At 68.6% G+C, this 20,637-nt stretch carries 16 protein-coding genes and 1 pseudogene; 4 read left to right on the top strand and 13 right to left on the bottom strand.

The features are described 5' to 3' along the window. Positions 1 to 2,458, bottom strand: a pseudogene (locus ON38_RS35830) (hypothetical protein); the annotation flags it as partial. Between the two features lie 79 nt (positions 2,459 to 2,537). Next, complete coding sequence (locus ON38_RS33945; protein WP_157181669.1) at positions 2,538 to 3,017, bottom strand: YbaB/EbfC family nucleoid-associated protein; 480 nt, start codon at positions 3,015 to 3,017, stop codon at positions 2,538 to 2,540. A gap of 207 nt (positions 3,018 to 3,224) precedes the next feature. Here ON38_RS33945 and ON38_RS05255 point away from each other — a divergent pair, with 207 nt between their 5' ends. Continuing rightward, entirely contained in the window at positions 3,225 to 3,440 is a 216-nt protein-coding gene (locus ON38_RS05255) for a hypothetical protein (protein ID WP_039822815.1), read from the top strand. 99 nt (positions 3,441 to 3,539) lie between these two features. Next, the gene (locus tag ON38_RS05250) at positions 3,540 to 4,226 is read left to right on the top strand and encodes a hypothetical protein (protein ID WP_039822814.1); all 687 of its coding nucleotides are present in this window, start codon (positions 3,540 to 3,542) and stop codon (positions 4,224 to 4,226) included. Positions 4,227 to 4,280: 54 nt separating this feature from the next. Here the strand turns inward: ON38_RS05250 and ON38_RS05245 are convergent, their stop codons facing one another. The 8 genes from ON38_RS05245 to ON38_RS33940 form a co-directional block, all read right to left on the bottom strand. Beyond that, positions 4,281 to 4,601: a hypothetical protein gene (locus tag ON38_RS05245; RefSeq protein WP_039822813.1), complete on the bottom strand. Its 321-nt coding sequence runs from the start codon at positions 4,599 to 4,601 to the stop codon at positions 4,281 to 4,283. Between the two features lie 33 nt (positions 4,602 to 4,634). Next, positions 4,635 to 7,241: a hypothetical protein gene (locus tag ON38_RS05240; protein WP_157181668.1), complete on the bottom strand. Its 2,607-nt coding sequence runs from the start codon at positions 7,239 to 7,241 to the stop codon at positions 4,635 to 4,637. A gap of 62 nt (positions 7,242 to 7,303) precedes the next feature. Then, entirely contained in the window at positions 7,304 to 8,062 is a 759-nt protein-coding gene (locus ON38_RS05235; protein ID WP_039822811.1) for a WXG100-like domain-containing protein, read from the bottom strand. A gap of 345 nt (positions 8,063 to 8,407) precedes the next feature. Continuing rightward, positions 8,408 to 9,310 carry a 3-hydroxyisobutyrate dehydrogenase gene (mmsB, locus tag ON38_RS05230; RefSeq protein ID WP_039822810.1) on the bottom strand — a complete coding sequence of 301 codons (903 nt, stop codon included), beginning with the start codon at positions 9,308 to 9,310 and terminating at the stop codon, positions 8,408 to 8,410. Next, positions 9,307 to 10,395: an enoyl-CoA hydratase/isomerase family protein gene (locus ON38_RS05225; RefSeq protein ID WP_039822809.1), complete on the bottom strand. Its 1,089-nt coding sequence runs from the start codon at positions 10,393 to 10,395 to the stop codon at positions 9,307 to 9,309. Before ON38_RS05225 ends, mmsB begins: the two co-directional genes overlap by 4 nt. 37 nt (positions 10,396 to 10,432) lie before the next feature. Then, complete coding sequence (locus ON38_RS05220; RefSeq protein WP_039822819.1) at positions 10,433 to 11,584, bottom strand: acyl-CoA dehydrogenase family protein; 1,152 nt, start codon at positions 11,582 to 11,584, stop codon at positions 10,433 to 10,435. A gap of 5 nt (positions 11,585 to 11,589) precedes the next feature. Next, entirely contained in the window at positions 11,590 to 13,089 is a 1,500-nt protein-coding gene (locus tag ON38_RS05215; RefSeq protein WP_039822808.1) for a CoA-acylating methylmalonate-semialdehyde dehydrogenase, read from the bottom strand. A 183-nt stretch (positions 13,090 to 13,272) separates the two neighbouring features. Further along, positions 13,273 to 14,394 carry a DUF2157 domain-containing protein gene (locus ON38_RS33940; RefSeq protein ID WP_051164397.1) on the bottom strand — a complete coding sequence of 374 codons (1,122 nt, stop codon included), beginning with the start codon at positions 14,392 to 14,394 and terminating at the stop codon, positions 13,273 to 13,275. A gap of 124 nt (positions 14,395 to 14,518) precedes the next feature. On the opposite strand from ON38_RS33940, the gene ON38_RS05205 reads away from it, so the two are divergent. Continuing rightward, positions 14,519 to 15,577 (top strand): amidohydrolase family protein, encoded by a 1,059-nt coding sequence (locus ON38_RS05205; protein WP_039822807.1) that lies wholly within the window; start codon positions 14,519 to 14,521, stop codon positions 15,575 to 15,577. 58 nt (positions 15,578 to 15,635) lie between these two features. Here the strand turns inward: ON38_RS05205 and ON38_RS05200 are convergent, their stop codons facing one another. Beyond that, positions 15,636 to 16,643: a GlxA family transcriptional regulator gene (locus tag ON38_RS05200; RefSeq protein ID WP_245563921.1), complete on the bottom strand. Its 1,008-nt coding sequence runs from the start codon at positions 16,641 to 16,643 to the stop codon at positions 15,636 to 15,638. Positions 16,644 to 16,755: 112 nt separating this feature from the next. Between ON38_RS05200 and ON38_RS05195 the strand changes: the two genes are divergently transcribed. Continuing rightward, a complete protein-coding gene (locus ON38_RS05195) occupies positions 16,756 to 17,343 on the top strand; it encodes an isochorismatase family protein (RefSeq protein ID WP_218000736.1) in 588 nt (195 codons plus the stop codon). 23 nt (positions 17,344 to 17,366) lie between these two features. On the opposite strand, the gene ON38_RS05190 is transcribed toward ON38_RS05195, so the two are convergent. Both ON38_RS05190 and ON38_RS05185 read right to left on the bottom strand, forming a co-directional pair. Continuing rightward, a complete protein-coding gene (locus ON38_RS05190; protein ID WP_039822806.1) occupies positions 17,367 to 18,131 on the bottom strand; it encodes an SWIM zinc finger family protein in 765 nt (254 codons plus the stop codon). Continuing rightward, positions 18,131 to 20,637: DEAD/DEAH box helicase (locus ON38_RS05185; protein WP_039822805.1), on the bottom strand; the 2,507-nt coding region annotated here is incomplete at its 5' end. The genes ON38_RS05190 and ON38_RS05185, both read right to left, overlap by 1 nt.

Below are 20,637 nucleotides of genomic sequence, written 5' to 3'. Positions count from 1 at the left end.
TGTCGAAGACATCGTCCATGTTCTCGCGGCCCTGCAGGTATTTCGACGGTTTGTAGTCGTGCTGCCCGCCGGTATCAGCGGCGCCGGCCCCCGGAGCGCCACCCATCGGCGCTCCACCCATCGGCTGTGCGGAACCCGCGGGCGACTGATAGTGGCCGGCCGGATCCGTCCCGGGTCCCGCCAGGGCGGCCCGGGGGAACAGCTGCGACTGTGACTGCTGCGGTTCGGGGTAGGGCGAGAGCGGCGTTTCCGGCGGAGCGCCGCCGCCCGGCAGGCCCGCGCCCGCACCGCCGCCACCCAGCGCGCCGGCCAACCGGTCGAGCTGCTCCCGGGCCGGATCCAGCATGCCCTGCAGGTGCTGCTGCAACTGGCCGGGATCCAGCATTCGAGCCAATTCGTCCATTCCCGGCAGACCGCTGCCGAGCTGCGCGAACGCCTGGATACCCTGGGTGAGCAGGTTGGCGATCCTGCCCAGCGGGTCCTGGCCGCTACCGCCGGCTCCGCTCCCGCCGCTGCCGGAGCTGTTGCCGAGGAGGTCGGACCAGCTGTTGCCGGTGCTACCGGCGCCGGTGCCACTCCCGGGACCGGGGTCGTCGCCGAACAGCGTATCCGCCGAACCGTAGGGCGAGTCCTCGTCGTAGAGCGAGGAGAGCGGGGTGTTCTTCAGCTCCTCGGGCATCTCGTCCAGCGGGATACCGGTGAGCTGCGAGAGCGCGTCCGCGAGTGATGGCTCGCCGGAACCGCCCGATGCCGTGATCTTCCGGTTCTTCAGCGCCTCCGGAAGCTCGGAGGCCGGTATACCGGTGAGCTTGCTCAGGATATCCGCGGCCGTGGGGTTCTCCGGCATTTCGTCGCTGCCGCCGGTGGAGTCCGAGCCCGGCCCCCCTTCTGATCCCGGATTGTTCCCACCGGAGGAACCGGGCCCACCACTGGAGACCTCTTCGCCGGAGCCGTTGCTGCCCAGCAGATCCTCGGCCGACGGCATCTCCGGGAGCTTCGGGGTCTGCTGCTGACCGGTGTAGGCCGGGCTGCTCCCGCCCGTCGGGCTTCCCCCGCCTTTCGAGCTGCTGCCGCCTTTCGGACTGCTGCCGGACCCGGTTCCGCCCGAGGATGCCGTTTCGGGCATGGACGGCATGGACGGACCCCCACCGGTCGCCGTCTCGGGCATGGACGGCATCGACGGACCACTTCCACTGCCCGATCCACTGCCTCTCGAACCGGCGGTGATGGGTGAGCCGGATCCACTCGACCCGCTGCCCGGGCCGGCGCCGGGGCCGCCCCCCGCACCGCTCTGCCCGGTGTATTCCGGTCCGCCGCTGCCGGCCCCTTGGCCACTGCCCCGACCGTCTTCCAGGCCGTCCGCGTACCCGTCCTCGTACCCGGATTGATAGGTGCTTCCGCTTCCGCTACCGCTACCGCTTCCACTGCCGCTACCGCTACCGCTACCGCTTCCACTGCCACTGCCACTACCCGAGCCGTCGCCCTCACCCCCGGGCTTCGCGATGGGCCCGTCCAATACGGGCATCACCTTCACCGCTTCCTTCATCGGCTCGAGGTAGTACTCGTTGAGCCGCCAGCGGTAGTCCCCCAGGTCCGGTTCGTGACACCCGCCCGGCTCCGCGGGGATACCCGGCATCTGCGGCTTTGTGTACGCCAGGAAAGTGGCCGCCCAGGCCATGTTGTCGCGCACCTGCTCGATGGAGTCGATGAGCGGCTGGACGCCGTTGCGGTAATTGCGTACCGCCTCCCGCGCACCTGCCGAACCCTCGCCCTTCCACGAATCGGCCAGCGGGAAAATCTTGTCCACCAGACCGTTCAGCTTGGCGCCCAGATCGCTTGCCAGCGAGCCCCAGGTGGCCGAGCGGTTCATCACGGCCTGCGCATCGATGTACTGGCCGTGGTCGTACATCTCCCGCCAGGACACCGCGTCCTGGGCCTCGACCTTGATGGCATCGCCCGGATCCTTGTTGCCGCTGTAGTTCTTCACGCCGCTCGGGATATCCGGACTCCGGTTGGTGAATATGAGCATCGGGTCCGGCGGCGCCATCGGGTCGGCCACTGTCGCGGGATTGTAGTCCGCCGAACCCTCGCCCGGCTTGATCGCGCCCAGTTCATCACTCGACGCCTGATCGACATCGTCGTAGGCCTTACCGGCGGCAATGAACAGCTGAGTCAAACCCTCGAGTACCGTGGCGTGCTCACGCAGGATCTCGTACAGACGGCCGGCCTTCTTGCTGTACACCCCCGCCAGCTGATTACCGGACGACAATGCCCCGAACATCGCCGGGTCCAGCATGTCCAGTTTGTGCTCTGTGATGGCATCGGCCATACCCCGCAGGTCATCGACCAGATCGGCGGCGGCCCGGGCCGCCGTGATCGCATCCTTCGGGGTGAACTGCAGATGCCCCTCGTTCGCTTGGGTCGTGAGACCGGTCAGCGTATTCGGGTCCAATGCCATGAGCGTTCACTTTCCGTCGTAACGGTCGACCGGATCCCGCCGCGGTACCGCGACCCGGCTCGACATGCTCGCGTTGTTGTCAGTCTCGATCCGCGACAACGGAGGCCGGCCCCGGATCTTCGGGATCGTCCCGCTTGTTCCCCGGCCAGTCCGGTGAATCGGGCGATACCGTCGGTGCCTCCAGCGGCTGGGGTATCAATCCGGCCAGGTCCGGCGCACCCTCGATCATCTCGGACAGTTTCGGCAGTGAATTGCGGTGCGCCATCAATGGATCCATGAGTTCACGGGCTTTCTGCTGCACCTGCGCGGCGGCATCCTGCACGGCCTTGGTGATGACTGCCGCAATCTCGTCCATCGTCAGATCGAGGATGTCGTCGGCGAATTTGGTGTCGATGAGCAGACCGTCGGCGTTCACCGTCACTTCGATCCGCTTCTCCTCGGCGAGGACCGTGGCGGTGAGCAGGGAACGCTTCTTCTGGACTTCGGCGATACCGCGCATCTGGTGGCTCAAGCCCGACAGCATGGTTGCCATATCTTCCTGCAGGCGTTCGTTCACCACGGTGCAACCTCAGTTCTTCCGGTCCGGAAGTGACCTCCGCGAAGACCACATCCCCCCGGGATTACAGCGCAACAGGTTGAATACCCGATGGCGCGCACACGAATTCGGTGTGCCTGCCACCGGGCGGCTCGCAGCACCGGTTGTCCATCCAGCGCGATTCGCCGACTGCCTCGCGCCGGCAGCGGATTCTCGGAAGGTCCGAATCCGTTGGCTGAATCCCTTGTCGAGCCCCTCGGCGATACCACTGCCGACCGGCTCCGCGGCATCACCGGCCACGACGCCGTAGCCGAACTCCTCCCGTCGAACTCGTCGCGTTTCCGGGCGGCCAGCTGCCCGGCCTGGATCGCCCCGTTGATCATCGCCTCTTCGGCCGCGCGCCGGATCACCTCGCTCCCCACCGATCGAACAGCGGCCGAAGCCTGACCGACTGCCTGTCGGACAGGCATCCTTACACGCGCCCCGCCGGAAACTCAGCGGTACGGTTGTCCCGATCACGGTGTTCTCGGAAGGCGGAAAATCGGCATGGACCCCTCACGCTGCGTTGTTCTGGTACCCGTCGCCGGCCACATCGAACACGACTGCGACGAGGCGTTGAAGCGATTGGAACGACGCGGCTACCGAGTGTGGCGCAGATACGGGTCCTCCGCCATCGATCAGGCCCGCAGTCAGATGGCCACCGATGCGCTGGCCGAGGGCTTCGACGAGCTGATGTGGATCGATTCGGATATCGGATTCGACCCGGACGCGGTGGACCGGTTACGTGCCCACAACCTTCCATTGGTGGGTGGGGTGTACGCCAAGAAAGGTACGCGCGCCCTGGCTTGTCATATCTTGCCGGGCACCGAGAAGTTCGTCCTCGGCGAGGGCGGCGGTCTCAGCGAAGTCCGCTATCTCGGAACAGGTTTCCTGCACACCAGGCGAGAGGTCTACGAGAAGATCGCCGAACACGAGGAGTTGCCCGTGTGCAACCTCGCATTCGGCGCTCCCACTGTCCCGTATTTCCTGCCGATGCTGCTACCGGAAGCCGACGGCAACCACTGGTACCTGGGCGAGGATTTCGCCTTCGCCGAGCGCGCGCGACGCTGCGATTTCACCGTGTACGTCGACACCAGCATCCGCCTGGACCACATCGGCACCTATGCCTACACGTGGGAGGACGCCGGGAGCGACAAACCCCGCTACGGGAGCTACACCTACCACTTCGGCTGAGGTCCGCGGGAGCAGTCACCGGCACATTCCGGCAGCGCGCGGGCAGTAGCCCTCTCAGATCTGCCCGTCCATCCTGCGCAGCTCGTCGACGGCATCGTTCTGACCGGTGGCGATGGCGACAAAAGTGCCACCGATCCCGTCGACGCCGTCGAGCAGGTTCGGCTCGGATGTGCCGTAACCGTCGTTGTTGCTGCCGTTGACGAACTTCTCGCCGAAACTGTCGTTACCCCACGGCTGCCTGTTCTGCTCGTCCTCGAGCCCGTCGAGCCGCTCCCGCAACCGGCGACCGACACCCAGTATCGAGTCGCCGAGTTCCTGCGATATCCCCGCCGCGGTCGCCAGCTGGTCCGGATCCACCGCTACGCGATCCACCATCGTCCTCACCTCTCATCCGGTGCCGCCGCATCGTCACAACCTGAACGACACGTCTACCTCCGCGGATTGTGTCCCCGGGGTTCCACCGACCACCTCACCCGCCGCCACCGTCGCGCCGTCGGGCACCACCGCACCGGGCAGGATCACCGCCCCTTCGTTCACGATTGCCCCCGCACCCACCACGGCTCCCGGGTGCACGATGACGCCCGCGTGGATCTGCGCGCCCTTGCCCACCACGGCCCCCTCCTGTACCGCCGCGCCCCCGTGGACGACCGCGCCCTCGCCGATATCGGCGTTCCTGCCCACCGTGGCGCCTGCCCGGATCTCCGCCCCGGGCCCGATGCTCGCCGAGGGATCGACCACCGCCTCCGAGCTCACGATCGGCTCCGGCGCGTCCTGTCCGCCCTCCGTATCCGCCGCGTCCTCGCCGCCCTTCGGAACAGCGCCGTCGGGCAGCCATCCGCCGGTCGCCACCTCGGGACCGCGGAATTCGGCGATCGGATACGGCACCCGCATCGGCCAGCGCTGTGGTCGCGGTTTACCGCGCACATCCTTACCCTCGCCCAGCGAATGGCCGATTTCGTGAGCGCCGTGGTGGGTCCCATGGTGCTCGGTCCTCGACTCGGCGTACCTGTCGCGGAAATGCCCGTAGGCTTCGCGGGAGCCGGGTGGCACTCCGAGTCGATTCGCGAGCTCCGACCCGAACGACAATTGCGAGGTGTCGGCCGACCAGGCCGACTGGAACGGCGGGTCGCCACCCTGCGCCGCGGACTCCGAACTGTACACCGACGCGCTGTCCGAAGATGTTTCGAACGAGGTCTCCGACGGGGAGAACTGCGGACGCTGCCCCGGCGGGCCGCCGGAGAAGCCGGTATCCGATATCGAGCCGTCCGAGGAGATCTCGAAAACAATCTCCGCGTCGCTGTCGTCCTGTCGCTGCTGCGGGTTCTGCTGCGAGGGGTGCGGAGCCGGCGGCGGGTTCTGCCCGCCGAACTGACGCGAGAAATTGGGCGGCGGGGCTGCCGGGCCGGGCCGGCCGAGCAGCGGACGCGAGAAGTTCGGCGGGCGCTGCGCCGGCGTAGCCGGGACAGGTGGGCCGGGCTGCGGTGCCCCCGGCGCGGGCAGGCCGGATTGGCTCGTTCCCGGCGCGGGCCGCGGCGAGCCCGCCCCCCAGTCACTGTTCCCGGGTATACCCGGAGTCGTAGTCGGGCCGTGCATACCGGATGGCGGAAGCGGAAAGTCCGACAGCGAAACATCGTCGGACCGCATATCCGACCCGGTTTCGATACTGGTTACCGACATGGCGTCGGACTCGGAGTCGAACCACTCGGTTCGCAGGGGCCCGCCCGGGGCATCCAGCGGGCCGCCCGAGGTATCGCCTCTGCCGCCGGGTGGCACCGGCGAGGCATCGGGGTCGGTCATCGGCGAGGAGTCGATCGAGGTGACCGACGAGTTGTCGTGCAGTCCCGGCTGCGGCGCCGGCTGACGGGAAACCGGCCCCGCCGGCGGATTCTGCGAATGCTGGTTCTGCGACGAGAACTGCTGCTGCGCGGACGACGTCTGGGAGGTGGGGTTCACCGGCCCCTGCGGGCCCGCCGAGGGGCCCGGCGGCCCGTGGTAGCCGCCGCCCGGCATGGGGGAATCCGATCCGAACTGCCCACCGGATACGGTGCCGGGCGGGCCGGCACCGCCCGACATGAAAACGTCGCCGCTGACCTGATGGATGGAAATACCGTCGTCCGAACCACCGAACCAGGCGTGCTGCGGCATGGACCCGCCGTTGCCGGCGAATGTCCACGGCGCGCCCGAGTCCCCGTAGCGCCCACCGGCGCCGAAACCTTGCTCGTAGTCCCGGCCGCCGTAATAGATGCTGTCATCGTCCCGGCCGCCGTAAGTGCTGTCGTCGTCCCGGCCGTAGTAGACGCTGTCGTCGTCCCGGCCGCGGTAGAAGCCACCATTGCCCTCGTCTCCGAACCGGCCACCACCACCCTCGCCGTAATTGCCCTGGCTGCCGCCCTCACCGGTGAATCCCCCGAAGGTTTGGGAGCCGGTTGCGCCACCGTGAGCCGCGGGTCCGAAATTCCCGGATGCGCCCGGCACGGGCTGGTGGCCCCCGTAACCACCGGACCATCGGCCGCCCGGGGCCGCCTGCCCCTGACCGGCGGCTCCCGAACCGAGAATGTTCGCCCCGGCCTGGTTGGGCGCGGCAGCCGAGTTCAGGTTCTGCAACGCGATATCACCCGGGGCCATACCGGGCGGTGCCGCGATATCGGTCGAGGAGTCGATCCTCACGTTGCCGGAACTATCGCTCGAACTCCCGGCCGAGCTCTCCGGCGCGGGGGCGAACAGCCCGGGTCCTTCGTACTTCGGCAGCCACCACGCGAAACCGCGCCAGTGGTCGCTCCGGAATCCGGCGAGGTTATCGAACCCGTCCGCCCCCTTCGGGATATAGCTGTTGAACGCCGCCCCACCGCGCACGCCGCCGACGATACCGCCCTGAGCGATATTGCCGACCCAGCCGGCGGCGTTGCCGAAGGCGGAGAAATCCACGCCGGAGGCCAGCGCGGTGGCGAGATTGCCGAAGATGGCGCCGAAGGCATCGGAGGTGGCGCCGATGAACATGCCGCGGAACGCGCCCATGGCAGGGTTGTACACCACTTTGGTGGAAGTTTGTTGAGGCCCTTGTCGATGAATTCGCCGAATTATCTGCCGAATTCGCGCGCGGGGATCGCACCGGCGACACCGCCCAGCGCACTCAGCCCGAATTCCTTGCCGTTGAACTCGTGCCGCTTGCCCTGGCCGATCTGGCCGGCCTGTACACCGCCGTTGATCGCCATCGGTACCACCGCGCCCTCGATGGCGCGCGAGACATAGACGCCCCAGCCTTTCGCGGTCGGCCAATGCGCGGTGCGGCCGGCCCCGACGAGGTCTTTCCAGAATGGACTCTTCTTCAGGTTCGGCGCCCCCATCCGCGCCGCGATATTCGTGATCGTCTTCTGCACGAAATCCTGCATGAACTTCAGGGCCGAGCGGGTCGAGACGATCGCGGCCGCTTCCACGGCGGGCGCGGTCGGGGGGAACAGCCAGGCCCAGGCGATCTCGATCGCCAGCCAGCACAGCGTCAGGATGATGGTGAGTTTGGTGGCCTGCAACTCGGTGCCCATATCGAACGCCGAGTCATATTGCGTCATCAGGTATTCGGCGATCTGCTCCAAGGAGTGTTCGCCGGTGCGCAGTTCGTCGAACCGCCCACCCATCTCCGCGCGCGCCGCGCCCGCCGGATACGCGGCCATGGTCGCCTGACGAGCCTCGTCGATCTCGGCGAGCAGAGCGGTGAGCTCCTTACTCGCTTCCTCCCAGGCCCGGGCCACCTCCCAGGCCTTGTCCTCGTCCCCGTCCGGCCATGGGGCCCCGGCGATCCAGCCGAGCCAGCGCAACTCTTCGGGTAGGTAGAGCGTCATACCGGCGAAGCCGCAACAGTCCGACCAAGCTGGCTCACCGCTACCTCCCTGACGGCCGATACCAGTGCTATCTCAGCGTATTCGGCTGAACTGGTAGTAGCGCCGCCTTGAACTCCATGCGAGATCCCGGCGAACCGGCTTCCGGCCGGACCCGTTCCGCCGCCCGCCGAACCGAAACGGTGGCTGTGGCCGCACGGCCGGCCCGGGCCGGCCGGATTCGCCGCCTCGACGAGCAGGGACCTGCCGTGCTTGCACACGACAGGTCCCTCGTTTCGCCACGGTACACCGCACGGCTCCGCTACCGGCTCACGGTGGACGATGAGCGGCGACGCTCCGCCGGACCGGCTATTCGGCCGGGCCGGTTCCGCCGCTGCGTTCGCGTACGTCGGTGATGATGGCCGAGAAATCCCGGTCGCCCGAGGTCTCGTTGAACTCGCGATAGATTTCGGCGGCCAGTTGCCCGATCCGGCCCTCGACACCGTTGGCCCGCAATGCCTCCACTGCCAGACCCAGATCCTTGTTCATCAGCGCGGTGGCGAACCCCGGCTTGTAGTCGTTGTTCGCCGGGCTGGTCGGCACCGGACCCGGCACCGGGCAGTAGGTGGTGAGCGACCAGCTCTGCCCCGAGGCCGTGGATACGACGTCGAAGAACGCCTGATGACTCAGGCCCAGCTTCTCGCCCAGTACCAGCGCTTCCGACAGGCCGATCATGGAGATGCCGAGGATCATGTTGTTGCAGATCTTGGCCGCCTGCCCGTTCCCGGCGGCGCCGGTGTGTACCACCTTGGCGCCCATCACCTCGAGCACCGGCAGCGCCTCGGCGAAATCGGTATCCGCCCCGCCCACCATGAAGGTCAGCGTTCCGGCGGCCGCACCGGAGACACCTCCGGAGACCGGTGCGTCCAATGCCCGGTGCCCCGCTGCCGCCGCGGCTTCGGCTGCGGCTCGGGCGTCGGCCACATCGATGGTCGAACAGTCGATGAACAGCGTGCCCGGGTTCGCGGCCGGCAGCAGTTCGTCGTACACGGTGCGCACCAGCTTGCCGTTGGTGAGCATGGTGATCACGATGTCACGACCGGTGGCCGCGGCCACCCCGGAGTCCACCAGCGCGACCCCGTCGGCACGGGCCTGCTCCTGCGCCGCCGGCGAGGGATCGAACGCGTGCACGTCGTAGCCGGCCTTGACCAGGTTGGCCGCCATGGGCCCGCCCATATGGCCGAGGCCGAGGAAGCCGATCGTCTTGCTCATTGCTTGTCCTCCGGAATCGTCAAACCCAGTTCCCGCGCACCGAGTTCGGCGAAATATCCATCGACCTGCGCGGTGGTCACATCGGATAGGGTGGCGGGCGACCACTGCGGGTTACGGTCCTTGTCGACCACCTGCGCGCGAATGCCCTCGACCAGATCGTGCGAGGCCAGCGAGGCGATCGAGACCCGGTACTCCTCGTTCAGCACCGCTTCCAGGCTGCCGGCGCCTTTGGCCGAACGCAGCGATCGCAGCGTCACCTGGAGGGCGACGGGCGATTTGCCGAGTACGTCGTCGGCGGCCTTGTTCGCCTCCGGCGAGGCGTGGGCCTGGAGCCGGGACACGATCTCGGCGACGGTATCGGCGCTGTAGCAGGCATCGATCCAGTCACGCTGGGCGACCAGTGTCGATTCCGGCGCTTCGGCGGCGAATTTCGCGATGGCGATATCGGCGGCCTCGGTCTCCAGGGTGGTCAGCAGTGCCGGGATCTGCTCGGCGGGGACGTAGTAGTCCGCGAAACCGGTGGCGATCGCGTCCCCGGCCCCGAGCCGCGCGGTGGTGAGCGCGATATGCGCGCCCAGCTCGCCCGGCGCCCGGGACAGCAGGTAGGTGCCGCCGACATCGGGGATGAAGCCGATACCGACCTCCGGCATACCGACCTTGGACCGTTCGGTGACGATCCGGTGACTGCCGTGCGCGGACAGGCCGACCCCGCCGCCCATCACGATCCCGTCCATCACCGCGACGTACGGCTTCGGATAGCGGCCGATGAGCGCATTGAGAATGTACTCGTCGCGCCAGAACTTCCCGGTCGCCGAATCCGCCGCCGCGCCCACGTGCCCCGCCGCCTGCTGTTCCTTGGCGTCGTGATGGATGGCGACGATATCGCCGCCCGCGCACAGGCCCCGCTCACCGGCACCGGTGATGGCCACCGTCCGCACCGAATCGTCGGTGGCCCAGGCATGTAGCTGCTCGGTGATGGTGAGCGTCATCGCGTGGTTGAGTGCGTTGATGGCCCTGGGCCGGTTCAGCGTGAGCAGGCCCAGGCCGCCGCGCTGTTCGACCAGGACTTCGGGTTCGTCGCTCATTCATATCCTTTCGCGCTCGCCGCCGGGCGTCCGCCGATCACGACACACCCGCCACGGACGCTGTCATCGACCGGGCGACGACCATCCGCATGATCTCGTTGGTGCCCTCCAGGATCTGGTGCACCCGTAGGTCGCGGACGATCTTCTCCAAGCCGTATTCGGCCAGGTAACCGTATCCGCCGTGCAGTTGCAGCGCGGCGTTGGCGACCTCGAAACCGGCATCGGTGGCGAATCGTTTGGCCATGGCGCAGAGTTCCACCTTGTCCGGGGCATCCTCGTCCAGCGCCGCCGCGGCCCGCCACAGCAGGGTCCGGGCGGCTTCGAGTTCGGTCCGCATATCGGCCAGCTCGAACTGCAATGCCTGATTCTTCAGCAGCGGGGCCCCGAACGCATTGCGCTGGGCCAGGTAGGGCACGGTTTTCTCGAGCGCGGCCTGGGCTCCGCCCACCGAGCACGCGGCGATATTGAGCCGCCCGCCGTTGAGCCCGTTCATGGCGATCCGGAACCCGTCACCCTCGGCGCCGAGCCGGTTGGCGACCGGCACCCGGGCATCGGTGAGGATCACCTGCCGGGTGGGCTGGGCGTTCCAGCCCATCTTCTTCTCGTTGGGCCCGACCTCCAGACCGGGCGTATCGGCCGGGATGACCAGCGTCGAGATACCCCGTGCTCCGGTGTCCTGGGTGCGCACCATCATCACGTACAGGTCGTTGCTGCCCGCGCCCGAGATGAACTGCTTGGACCCGGTGACCACGTAGTCGTCGCCGTCACGCACCGCCCGGGTGGTGATGGCGGCGGCGTCGGAACCCACACCGGGCTCGGTGAGCGCGTAACTGGCCAGCTGTTCCATCGAAGTCAGTCCGGGCAGCCACTGCCGGCGCTGGTCGTCGTCGCCGTAGGCGTCGATCATCCAGGCCGCCATATTGTGGATCGAGATATAGGCCGCCACGGTGGGGCATCCGGTGGCGAGCTGTTCGAAGATCCGCACCGCGTCCAGCCGGCGCAGCCCGGATCCACCGAACTCCTCACCCACGTAGATACCGCCGAGCCCGACCGCACCCGATTTTCGCAGCACATCCACCGGAAAGTGTTTGTTCTGGTCCCATTCCACGGCGTGCGGCGCCAGGTATTCGTCAGCGAATTCCCGGGCGGTATCGCGGATGGCCCGCTCGTCTTCGTCGAGCGTGAACACGGCCGTCATTCCATCGTCGGGATGACGAAGCTGTTGCTCTCCTTCAGTCCCGCCGGCCAGCGCTGGGTCACCGTCTTGGTCTTGGTGTAGAAGCGGATCGAATCCGGGCCGTGCTGGTTCAGATCACCGAACCCGGACCGCTTCCAGCCGCCGAAGGTGTAGTACGCGATCGGCACCGGGATCGGGACATTGATACCGACCATGCCGACCTGGACGCGGGCCGCGAAATCACGGGCGGTGTCACCGTCGCGGGTGAAGATCGCCACGCCGTTGCCGTATTCGTGGTCGTTGGCCAGCCGCAGGCCTTCCTCGTAGTCGGCGGCGCGTACGACGCTGAGTACCGGGCCGAAGATCTCCTCTTTGTAGATGGACATCTCCTTGCCGACCCGGTCGAACAGGGTCGCGCCGACGAAGTACCCGTTCTCCGCACCCTCGACGGTGAGGCCGCGGCCGTCGACCACGAGCTCGGCGCCCTCGTCGATACCCTGCTGGATGTACTTCTTCACCCGGTCCACACCGTCCAGCCCGACCAGCGGCCCGTAGTCCGCGCCCGGATCATCGGATTTGCCGACATTGAGCTTGTGCACCCGCTCGGTGAGCTTCTCCACCAGCCGGTCCGCGGTCTCCTCGCCCACCGGCACGGCCACCGAGATCGCCATGCAGCGTTCACCGGCCGAACCGTAGCCCGCGCCGATGAGCTGATCGGCGACATCGTCGAGATCGGCGTCGGGCATGACGATGGCGTGGTTCTTGGCGCCGCCGAAGCACTGGGCGCGTTTGCCGTTCGCGGTGGCGGTCTCGTAGATGTACTGGGCGATCGGGGTGGAGCCGACGAAACCGACGGCCTTGATGCGGGGATCGTGCAGGATCGTGTCCACGGCCTCCTTGTCGCCGTTGACCACGTTGAACACGCCCTCGGGCAGTCCGGCTTCGAGGAACAGTTCGGCCAGCCGCAGCGGCACCGACGGGTCGCGTTCGGAGGGCTTGAGCACGAAAGCGTTACCGGTGGCCAGCGCGGGACCGGCCTTCCACAGCGGAATCATGGCCGGGAAGTTGAACGGGGTGATCCCGGCGACCACACCCAGTGGCTGGCGCATCGAGTAGACGTCGATCCCGGTGCCCGCGCTCTCGGTGTACTCGCCCTTGAGCAGATGCGGGATACCGACGGCGAATTCGATGACCTCGAGGCCGCGCTGGATATCGCCCTTGGCGTCGGGGATGGTCTTGCCGTGCTCACTGGACAGCAGTGCGGCCAGCGAATCGATCTCATCGTTGACCAGGGTCAAGAACTTCATCAGCACCCGGGCCCGGCGCTGCGGGTTGGTCGCGGCCCAGGCCGGCTGCGCGGCTTCGGCATTCGCGATGACCGCTTCGACCTCGGCCCGGCTCGCCAGCGGCACCCGGGCCTGCACCTCGCCGATATTCGGGTCGTAGACATCGCCGAACCGGCCGGAGGTCCCGGGGACGTGCTGCCCGCCGATGAAATGGGTGAGTTCTCGAACCATGCGATTCCCTGCCTCGTGTCGGGGGTGGCGGGCGCGGCACTGCGGCCGTCCGTCACACGAAGATCGTTTTGCGGGCTTCCAATAGTTGGACGTCCAAGCAAAACGATACACCCGGCCCCCGGCCGAAACCAGAGCCCACCGCAAATGCCCCGCCCGGGCCCGCGAGTCTACTCGTCCGCCCTGCTAACCGGCGGTTTTCGTGGACCGCGCCAGCAGATAACTGCCGATCCCCAGCACCACCGCGCCGATCACCAGGATCGCCCCGGACGCACCGGCCGACTCACCGGTCCAGTCCGCGACCGCCTCCACCGCCGCCAGCGTCAGCGCGGCGGCGCCGCCCAGCACCAGCACCCAGGACCGGTCGGTGGCGTAGACCCCGAAACACACCACCGCCACGACCGCGGTGAGCACGTACGCCGGCCACATCCCGTCGAATGTGTCGACGGTCTGCGCCCCTGATACGGCCAGGACCACGCCCGCCAGATATCCGGCCCACACCTCGAGCACCACCCGGGCCCGCGTGAGACCGAGCCAGCCGATACCCAGCGCCAGTACCCCGCCGCCGACCCAGCTGTCGTCGAGATCGAAGACCTCGTCCAGCACACCCACGACCAGCGCCACGCTGAACCCGGTGCACACCAGCAGACCGAGCAGCGACGGCAGCGCGGCGTAACCGGCGACCGCGGCCAGCAGACCCGCCCCCGCGGCATAGACCCAGGTGGTGTCGCTGCCGGCATCGCCGTTGTCGGAGATCGACCCCGCGGCCGCGGCCACGCTCACCGCAGCGAGCACGAACAGGCACACCGCGAGCCTGGTACGGGCGGTGTGCCCGGTATCGGGTACCGACCGCCACGCCGCACGCAACAACACCGAAGGGCCGCCGGCGATCGCCACACCGGCCACGATCAATCCGAGAGCGACCAGCGCGAACAGGGCGAACCGGCCGAGCTTCGCCATATCGTCCCAGGACTCCACCAGGATGAGTACGAGCCCACTCAACAGCAGCCCCGCCCCCGCATAGGCCGCGATCTCGGCCAGCAGCCGGGCCGGAGTGGGCCGCGGACGTTCCTGTTTCAGCGCGGTGACCACCGCGGTCAGCTGGGTTTCGTCGAGCACCCCCTGCTCGACCAGATCGCGCAGCGCGGCGGGCGCGCGCCCCGGCCCCGCCGGCTCACCGGCCCCCGGCGATTCCGCTGCCGAATCCGGCCGGGGCGCGACGGGCGGGGATTTGTCCGTCACGACGCGGTCGGGCACCGTATCGGCTCCCGACACCGGCGCCCGCGGCGCCGAATCCTGTTCGGCCACAGACCCAGTATGACGCCGGATCCCCCGACTCGTCCGACGCGAGCCGAACAGCTGCCTCGAGCCCTGGTCACGCGCTACGCTCGGCCACCAGGCCGCAGACGATCGCAGGAGGTGCCGGAGCGCAATGGAAATCGGCGATATCCGGATCATCGACGCACACATCCATCAGTGGGACCCGTTCACCACCGCGCGCGAGTTCAGCCGTACGGCGAAACTGCTGCGTGCCGTCCCGGTCCCGCTGCCGCTCGCGGTACGTCTCGCACCGCGGAAGGACCGGGAGTTCATCGGCGAGCCCTCGGCCTATCTGGCGCCGTACCTGCCCGCCGACTACCGGGCCGATGCCGGTGATCTGCCGGTCGAATCGGTGGTGCACATCGAGGTCGAGTGGGCCGGCCCCAAGGTGGAGGAGACCCGCTGGGTCACCGCCCTGCCGTTCGGCGTGGACACCCCCGCGCTCGCCGCCGTGAGCGCCAGCGGCTGCCCGGGCGCCGCGGGCTTCGCCGAACTGCTCGACGCGCATCTGTCCGCCTCGCCCCTGGTACGCGGCGTGCGCAGTATGGTCGCCCACCATCCGGACACGGGTATCCGCAGTTTCACCACCGACCCGGGCGCCCTGCACAGCACCGAGTTCCTGGACGGTTTCGCCGCGCTGGTCGAGCGCGATCTGGTCTTCGAGGCCTGGGTGTACTCCAATCAGCTGTCGGAGCTGAGGGCGGTGGCCCGGCGCTATCCCGAGGCGAAGATCGTGCTGAACCATCTCGGCACTCCGGCGGGGATCTTCGGACCGATCGGCAAGTACACCGGTAACGACGCCCGGCAACGCGCCGCGATATTCGAACGCTGGCGCACCGATATCACCGCGCTGGCCGAATTCCCCAATGTGGTGGCGAAGGTCAGCGGGCTGATGATGCCGATCTTGGGCCATCCGGTGCCCCGGCCCGGCCATCCGACGCCGGTGGCCCGGCTCACCGACCGGATCGGCCCGCTGCTGCGGCACGCGGCCGACGTCTTCGGGGTCGACCGTCTCGTGTGGGGGTCGAACTTCCCGGTCGACCGGCCGATCACCTCGATCACCGGCAGCGCCGAGGCGGTCGCGACGGTGCTGGCCGAACATCTCGGCAGCACCGAGTTCCTGGAGAAGGTTTTCCGCGCCAATGCCCAGCGGGTGTACGGCCTGGATTGACACCGGGCGGCCCACGCGACGCCTCGCCGGAGATCCGCGCGAGCCCGCCGGACAGCGCTCACCGAACCTCGGCGCGGACCCGGAAGCGGTCCCGGTAGGCGGCCGGGGTGATGCCGAGAGTGCGGCGGAAGGCGCGGGTGAGCGTATCGGTTGTCCCGAAACCACATTCGCCGGCCACCCGGTCGAGGGTGTCGTCGGTGGTCTCCAGCCGGTTGCGGGCGACTTCGACCCGGGCGGCCTCGACGTAGGCCGCCGGTGTCGTACCCAGTTCGTTCTTGAAGATACGGGTGAGTTGGCGGTCGCCGATCCGGGCGTGGGCGGCGAGGTCGGCGACGGTGAGCGGTTCGGAGATGTGCTGCGCGATGTGATGCCGCAGGTCGTCGATGCGGCGGGTGGACGAAACCGGATCGAGGGACACGCTGAACTGGCTCTGCCCGCTGGGACGCCGCAGGTACATCACCAACTGCCTGGCCACCCGCATCGCCGGCTCCTGGCCGAAATCCTCCGCCACCAGCGCAAGGGTCAGATCCAGGCAGGCGGTGAGCCCGGCACCGGTCCACACGTCACCGTCGCGGATGAAGATCGGGTCGGCGTCCACCGTGACAGCCGGATGTTCGGCGGCGAGTTGTCCGGCGGTCGACCAGTGTGTGGTGGCACGTTTGCCGTCCAGCAGCCCGGCATGGGCGAGGATATGCGCGCCGACGCATACCGAGGCCACACGCCGGGCACGGCCGGCCGAGCGGCGAACCCAGTCCACCACCGCCGGATCGGCGACCGCGCGCACCTGCCGCCGCGCATCGACATCGACCGCGCCCGGCACGATCAGGGTGTCGATACCGCGGCCGGAGATGTCGGCGAACGTCGTATCCGGGAGTACCCGGACGCCGGCGGAGGTCGTCACCGGCTCCGGTGTCTCGGCCGCGAGTACGACGTGATAGCCGGTGGGTTCGCCGATCTCCCGTTGCAGCAGGGAAAACACTTCGGGCGGCCCGGTCACGTCGAGCAGATCGACGCCGTCGAACAGGGCGACGACGATCAACCGTTCGATCACTGTCTCGTCCTCCACACCGCTGATGTCGTTTTTTGCAGGTTACATGTCATTGCCGACATATCGGTGGGCTCATAACGTGAACGACGCGCCGGAAACCCGGCCCGGACTCCCCGAAAGGATGACCTCGATGGCCACCACATTGCGTGAGCTCAGCGGCTTCGACCAGACCCCGGCCACCCTGGCCGAGGCCACGGTGCTGCTCGTCGACTACCAGAACACCTACACCCGCGGGGTCATGGAGCTCGACGGCTGGAAACCCGCCCTCGAGGCAGCCGCGGTCCTCCTCGCACGGGCGCGGGCAGCCGGTGCGCCGGTCATCCATATCGTCCACAACGGCGGCGCCGGATCCGCCTACGACCTCGATGCCGAAGTCGGCCGGATCCATTCGGCGGTCGCGCCCGCGGATGGCGAGTCGGTCGTTGTCAAAACCGCGCCGAACGCCTTCGTGGACACCGATCTCGCCGCACTCGTCGACGCGACCGGGAACAAGCAGGTCGTCATCGCCGGATTCATGACCCATATGTGCGTCACCTTCACCACCGAAGGCGCGTTCCTGCGCGGGAACCAACCCACTGTCGTAGCCGACGCGTGCGCCACCCGCGCGCTGCGGAGCCCCGCGGGCGAGGTCTCGGCCACCCAGCTCCACCACAGCGCTCTGGCCACCATCGCCGACCTCTACGGCACCGTCGCGCTCTCCGCGGCCGATCTCGGTTAGGCGGTGGTCGCCTGTCCGGTGCGTCAACGGCCGGTCAGCGTCGAGTACACGACCATCAGCGCCCGCCCGGCCTCGGCCGCCGTCGGCTCGTCCGCGGACAGCATGCGCAAGGCCCGCCGCAGCAGCGCCGGATCGAGGTCGTCGGGGGCCGGCCGGATCCCCGGTGCCGGCAGCGCGGGTAATTCCAGGCTCTCGCCGTACGGATCGGTGAACTCCCCGGTCTCCGGCGCCGTGGCCTCGACCCCGCTGATCAGAGTGTCCAGGCTCAACCCACGCAGGGTGAGCAGATCACGCGGATGATCGTCGAGCCGCTCGGCGAGCAGACAGGCGACCGCGATCGCGTGTTTGCACGGCCACCCCGGGTCCGGGCACGTGCAGCCGAAATCGATATCGGCGGCGGTCTCCGGGAGCAGGTGCGGGGCGAGCTCCCGGGGCAGATCACCGGAGACCACCCGGGCGAGCATGCCGGGCGAGCCCCGGATCAACTCGACCAGCAACTCCACTTCCTCGTCGCGCAGGCGGCGGATATCGCAGGTGGTGGTGAACGGGCGCGGCTGGCTGCCCTGCACCTCGGCGGCGACGGCGCCGGGCTCGATCCGGTAACTCACCACCTGCCCCGCCCGCGCATAGGTACGCCCGCGGGACAGCCGCCCGGGTTCGGCGAGCCGCTCGACCACCTCCACGAAGCTCTTGCCCCAGAAGGTGCGGGCGAAAGCGCCGCGTCGGCTGCGCGCGCCGACCCCGCCGGAAACCGTTCGGCGCCTGCCGAATTCGCTGAAATCGGCCATTACTCGCCCACCGCCTCGGCGCCGAGGGTGAACAACCGGGCCAGATCTTCGTTGCCGAGTTCGGTGATCCAGTTCTCACCGACGCCGACCGCCAGATCGGCCAGTTCGCTCTTGCCCGTGATCATCTCGTCGATACGTTCCTCGATGGTGTCGACGCAGACCAGTTTGCGCACCTGCACCGCCCGGCGCTGCCCGATCCGGAACGCGCGGTCGGTGGCCTGGTTCTCCACGGCCGGATTCCACCAGCGATCCAGATGCACGACATGATTGGCGGCGGTCAGGTTCAATCCGGTACCCCCGGCCTTGAGCGAGAGCAGCATGATCGGCGGCCCTCCGGCGCCCTGGAACGCGGCGACCATCCCGTCCCGGCGTTTCTTGGCGACTCCGCCGTGCAGGAACGGGATCTCGCCGCCGAACCGCTCGGCGAGATACGGCGCGATGAGCTCGCCGAATTCGCGGAACTGGGTGAACAGCAGCGCCTTCTCCCCCTCGGCCAGGACGGCGTCGAGCACATCCTCGACCAGGGCCAGCTTGCCGGACCGGTGCGCGCCCCGGCGCAGCACCGCCGAGGAGTCGCCGAGGAAATGCGCCGGATGATTGCAGACCTGCTTCAACCGGGTGAGCGCGCCGAGCACCGCCCCCTTACGCGCCATTCCCTTGGCATCGCGCAGTTTCTCGAGCATGTCCTCGACCACCGCCTGGTACAGCGCGGCCTGTTCGACGGTGAGGTTGGCCCGGACCGTCATCTCGAGTTTGTCCGGCAGATCACTGATCACTGCGGGGTCGGTTTTCACCCGGCGCAGCAGGAACGGAGAGGTCACGGTGCGCAGCCGGGCCACCGCGTGCTCATCGTTCTCCCGCTCGATCGGGACGGCGAAACGGGCCCGGAAGGTCTGCGGGCTGCCCAGCAGTTTCGGTACCGCGAAATCGAAGATCGAGCGGAGCTCCTCGAGCCTGTTCTCCACCGGCGTACCGGTGAGCGCGAGCCGGTGCCGGGCGGGCAGCGCCCGGGCCGCCCGGGCCTGCCGGGTCGCCGCGTTCTTGATGTGCTGGGCCTCGTCGAGCACCACCCGCTCCCACCGCTGCCGGGACAGGTCCGCGATATCGCGCGCGAGCAACGCGTAGGTGGTGACCACCAGATCCGCACCGGCCACCGCCGCGTCGAGGTCACGGCCCTGCGCGCGCCCGGTGCCGTGGTGCACCAGAACCCGCAGGTCGGGCGCGAACCGTTCGGCTTCGCGCTGCCAGTTGCCGACCACCGACATCGGGCATACCAGCACGGTAGGCCCGGGGGCGCGTTCGCCCTCGCGTTCGTGCAGCAGCAGGGCCAGCACCTGGACGGTCTTACCCAGGCCCATATCGTCGGCGAGCACCGCGCCGCAGCCGAGCCGGTTCATGGTCGCCAGCCAGGCCAGGCCGCGCTCCTGATAGGGACGCAATTGCGCCTTCAACCGCCCGGGCACGGGCACCGGATCCACCGGGCGGTCAGGGTCGAACAGCGCGGCGGGCCAGCCGCTCGCCGTGACCTCGGTCAGCGGCACCCGCCCGGCCCGGTTCTCGCTGATCTCGCCGATCAGATCCGAGAGGGTGATCTCGGTGTCGCCGTGGTGCAGTGCGACGAATTTCGCGGCGGCCGCGAGCACGGTGTGATCGGCCTGCACCCATTCACCGCGGAGACGCACCAGATCGGATTGGGCGGTGATCAACCGCTGCATCTCGTCCTGGGACAGCACGATATCGCCGAGCGCCAGTTCCCACCGGTAGCCGACCAGCCCGTCCAGCCCCACCGTGCTCTCGGCGGCGGGCACCGCGGCGCCCTCGACCCGCAGCCGCAGGCTCGGCTCGGTGATATTCCAGGCGCGCGGCAGCAGCAGCGGGATACCCGCGGCCGAGAGTGCCTGTGCCCCGTGGGCGACCAGATCGGCCACCACCTCGGTCGGCAGCAGCAGATCGAGGCTGTGCGGATCGCCCGGGACATCGCGCAGCCGCGGATAGGCGCGCTGCGCCCGGCCCAGCCATTCCAGGCCCAGCCGCACCTCGTCGGCCGCACCCGGCACCGGTATCGGGCGTGGCGCCGTTCCGTCGGCCCGCAGACAGACCTCCAGGCGCCACAGCGCGGACGCGTCCGCGGTCTCGGCGAACTCGCCGTCGGGTTCGCGCAGACGCAGCACCAGGCCGCTCTCCTCGGCGGCGCGGCTCTCCCGCCATTGCCGCAGCACCTCGGCCGCCTGATGGCTGCCGCTGTCCACCGGGACATCCGTGCGCAGACCGTGTACCAGCGGGTGCGGGTGCGGATCCGCCGCTATCAGCTCCCGGACCATCGGATCGGTGAGCTCGGTGACCATATCGTCGAGCACATCGCCGGGCGGCCCGGCGACGCGGAGTGCCGGCGGCACCACGGCGGCGAGTTCGGCGAGCCAGGCGCGCTGGCCCGGCCCACCGGACAGCCGCCAGCGCGCCCACCATTCACCGTCGTCGCGCCGCAGTTCGGGAACCACCGCGCCGG

The sequence above is a fragment of the Nocardia testacea NBRC 100365 genome (assembly GCF_000308775.1).
Taxonomy (GTDB): Bacteria; Actinomycetota; Actinomycetes; order Mycobacteriales; family Mycobacteriaceae; genus Nocardia; species Nocardia testacea.
Note: the sequence above shows the minus strand (reverse complement) of the source record. Positions and strands in the feature narration are given on the sequence as shown.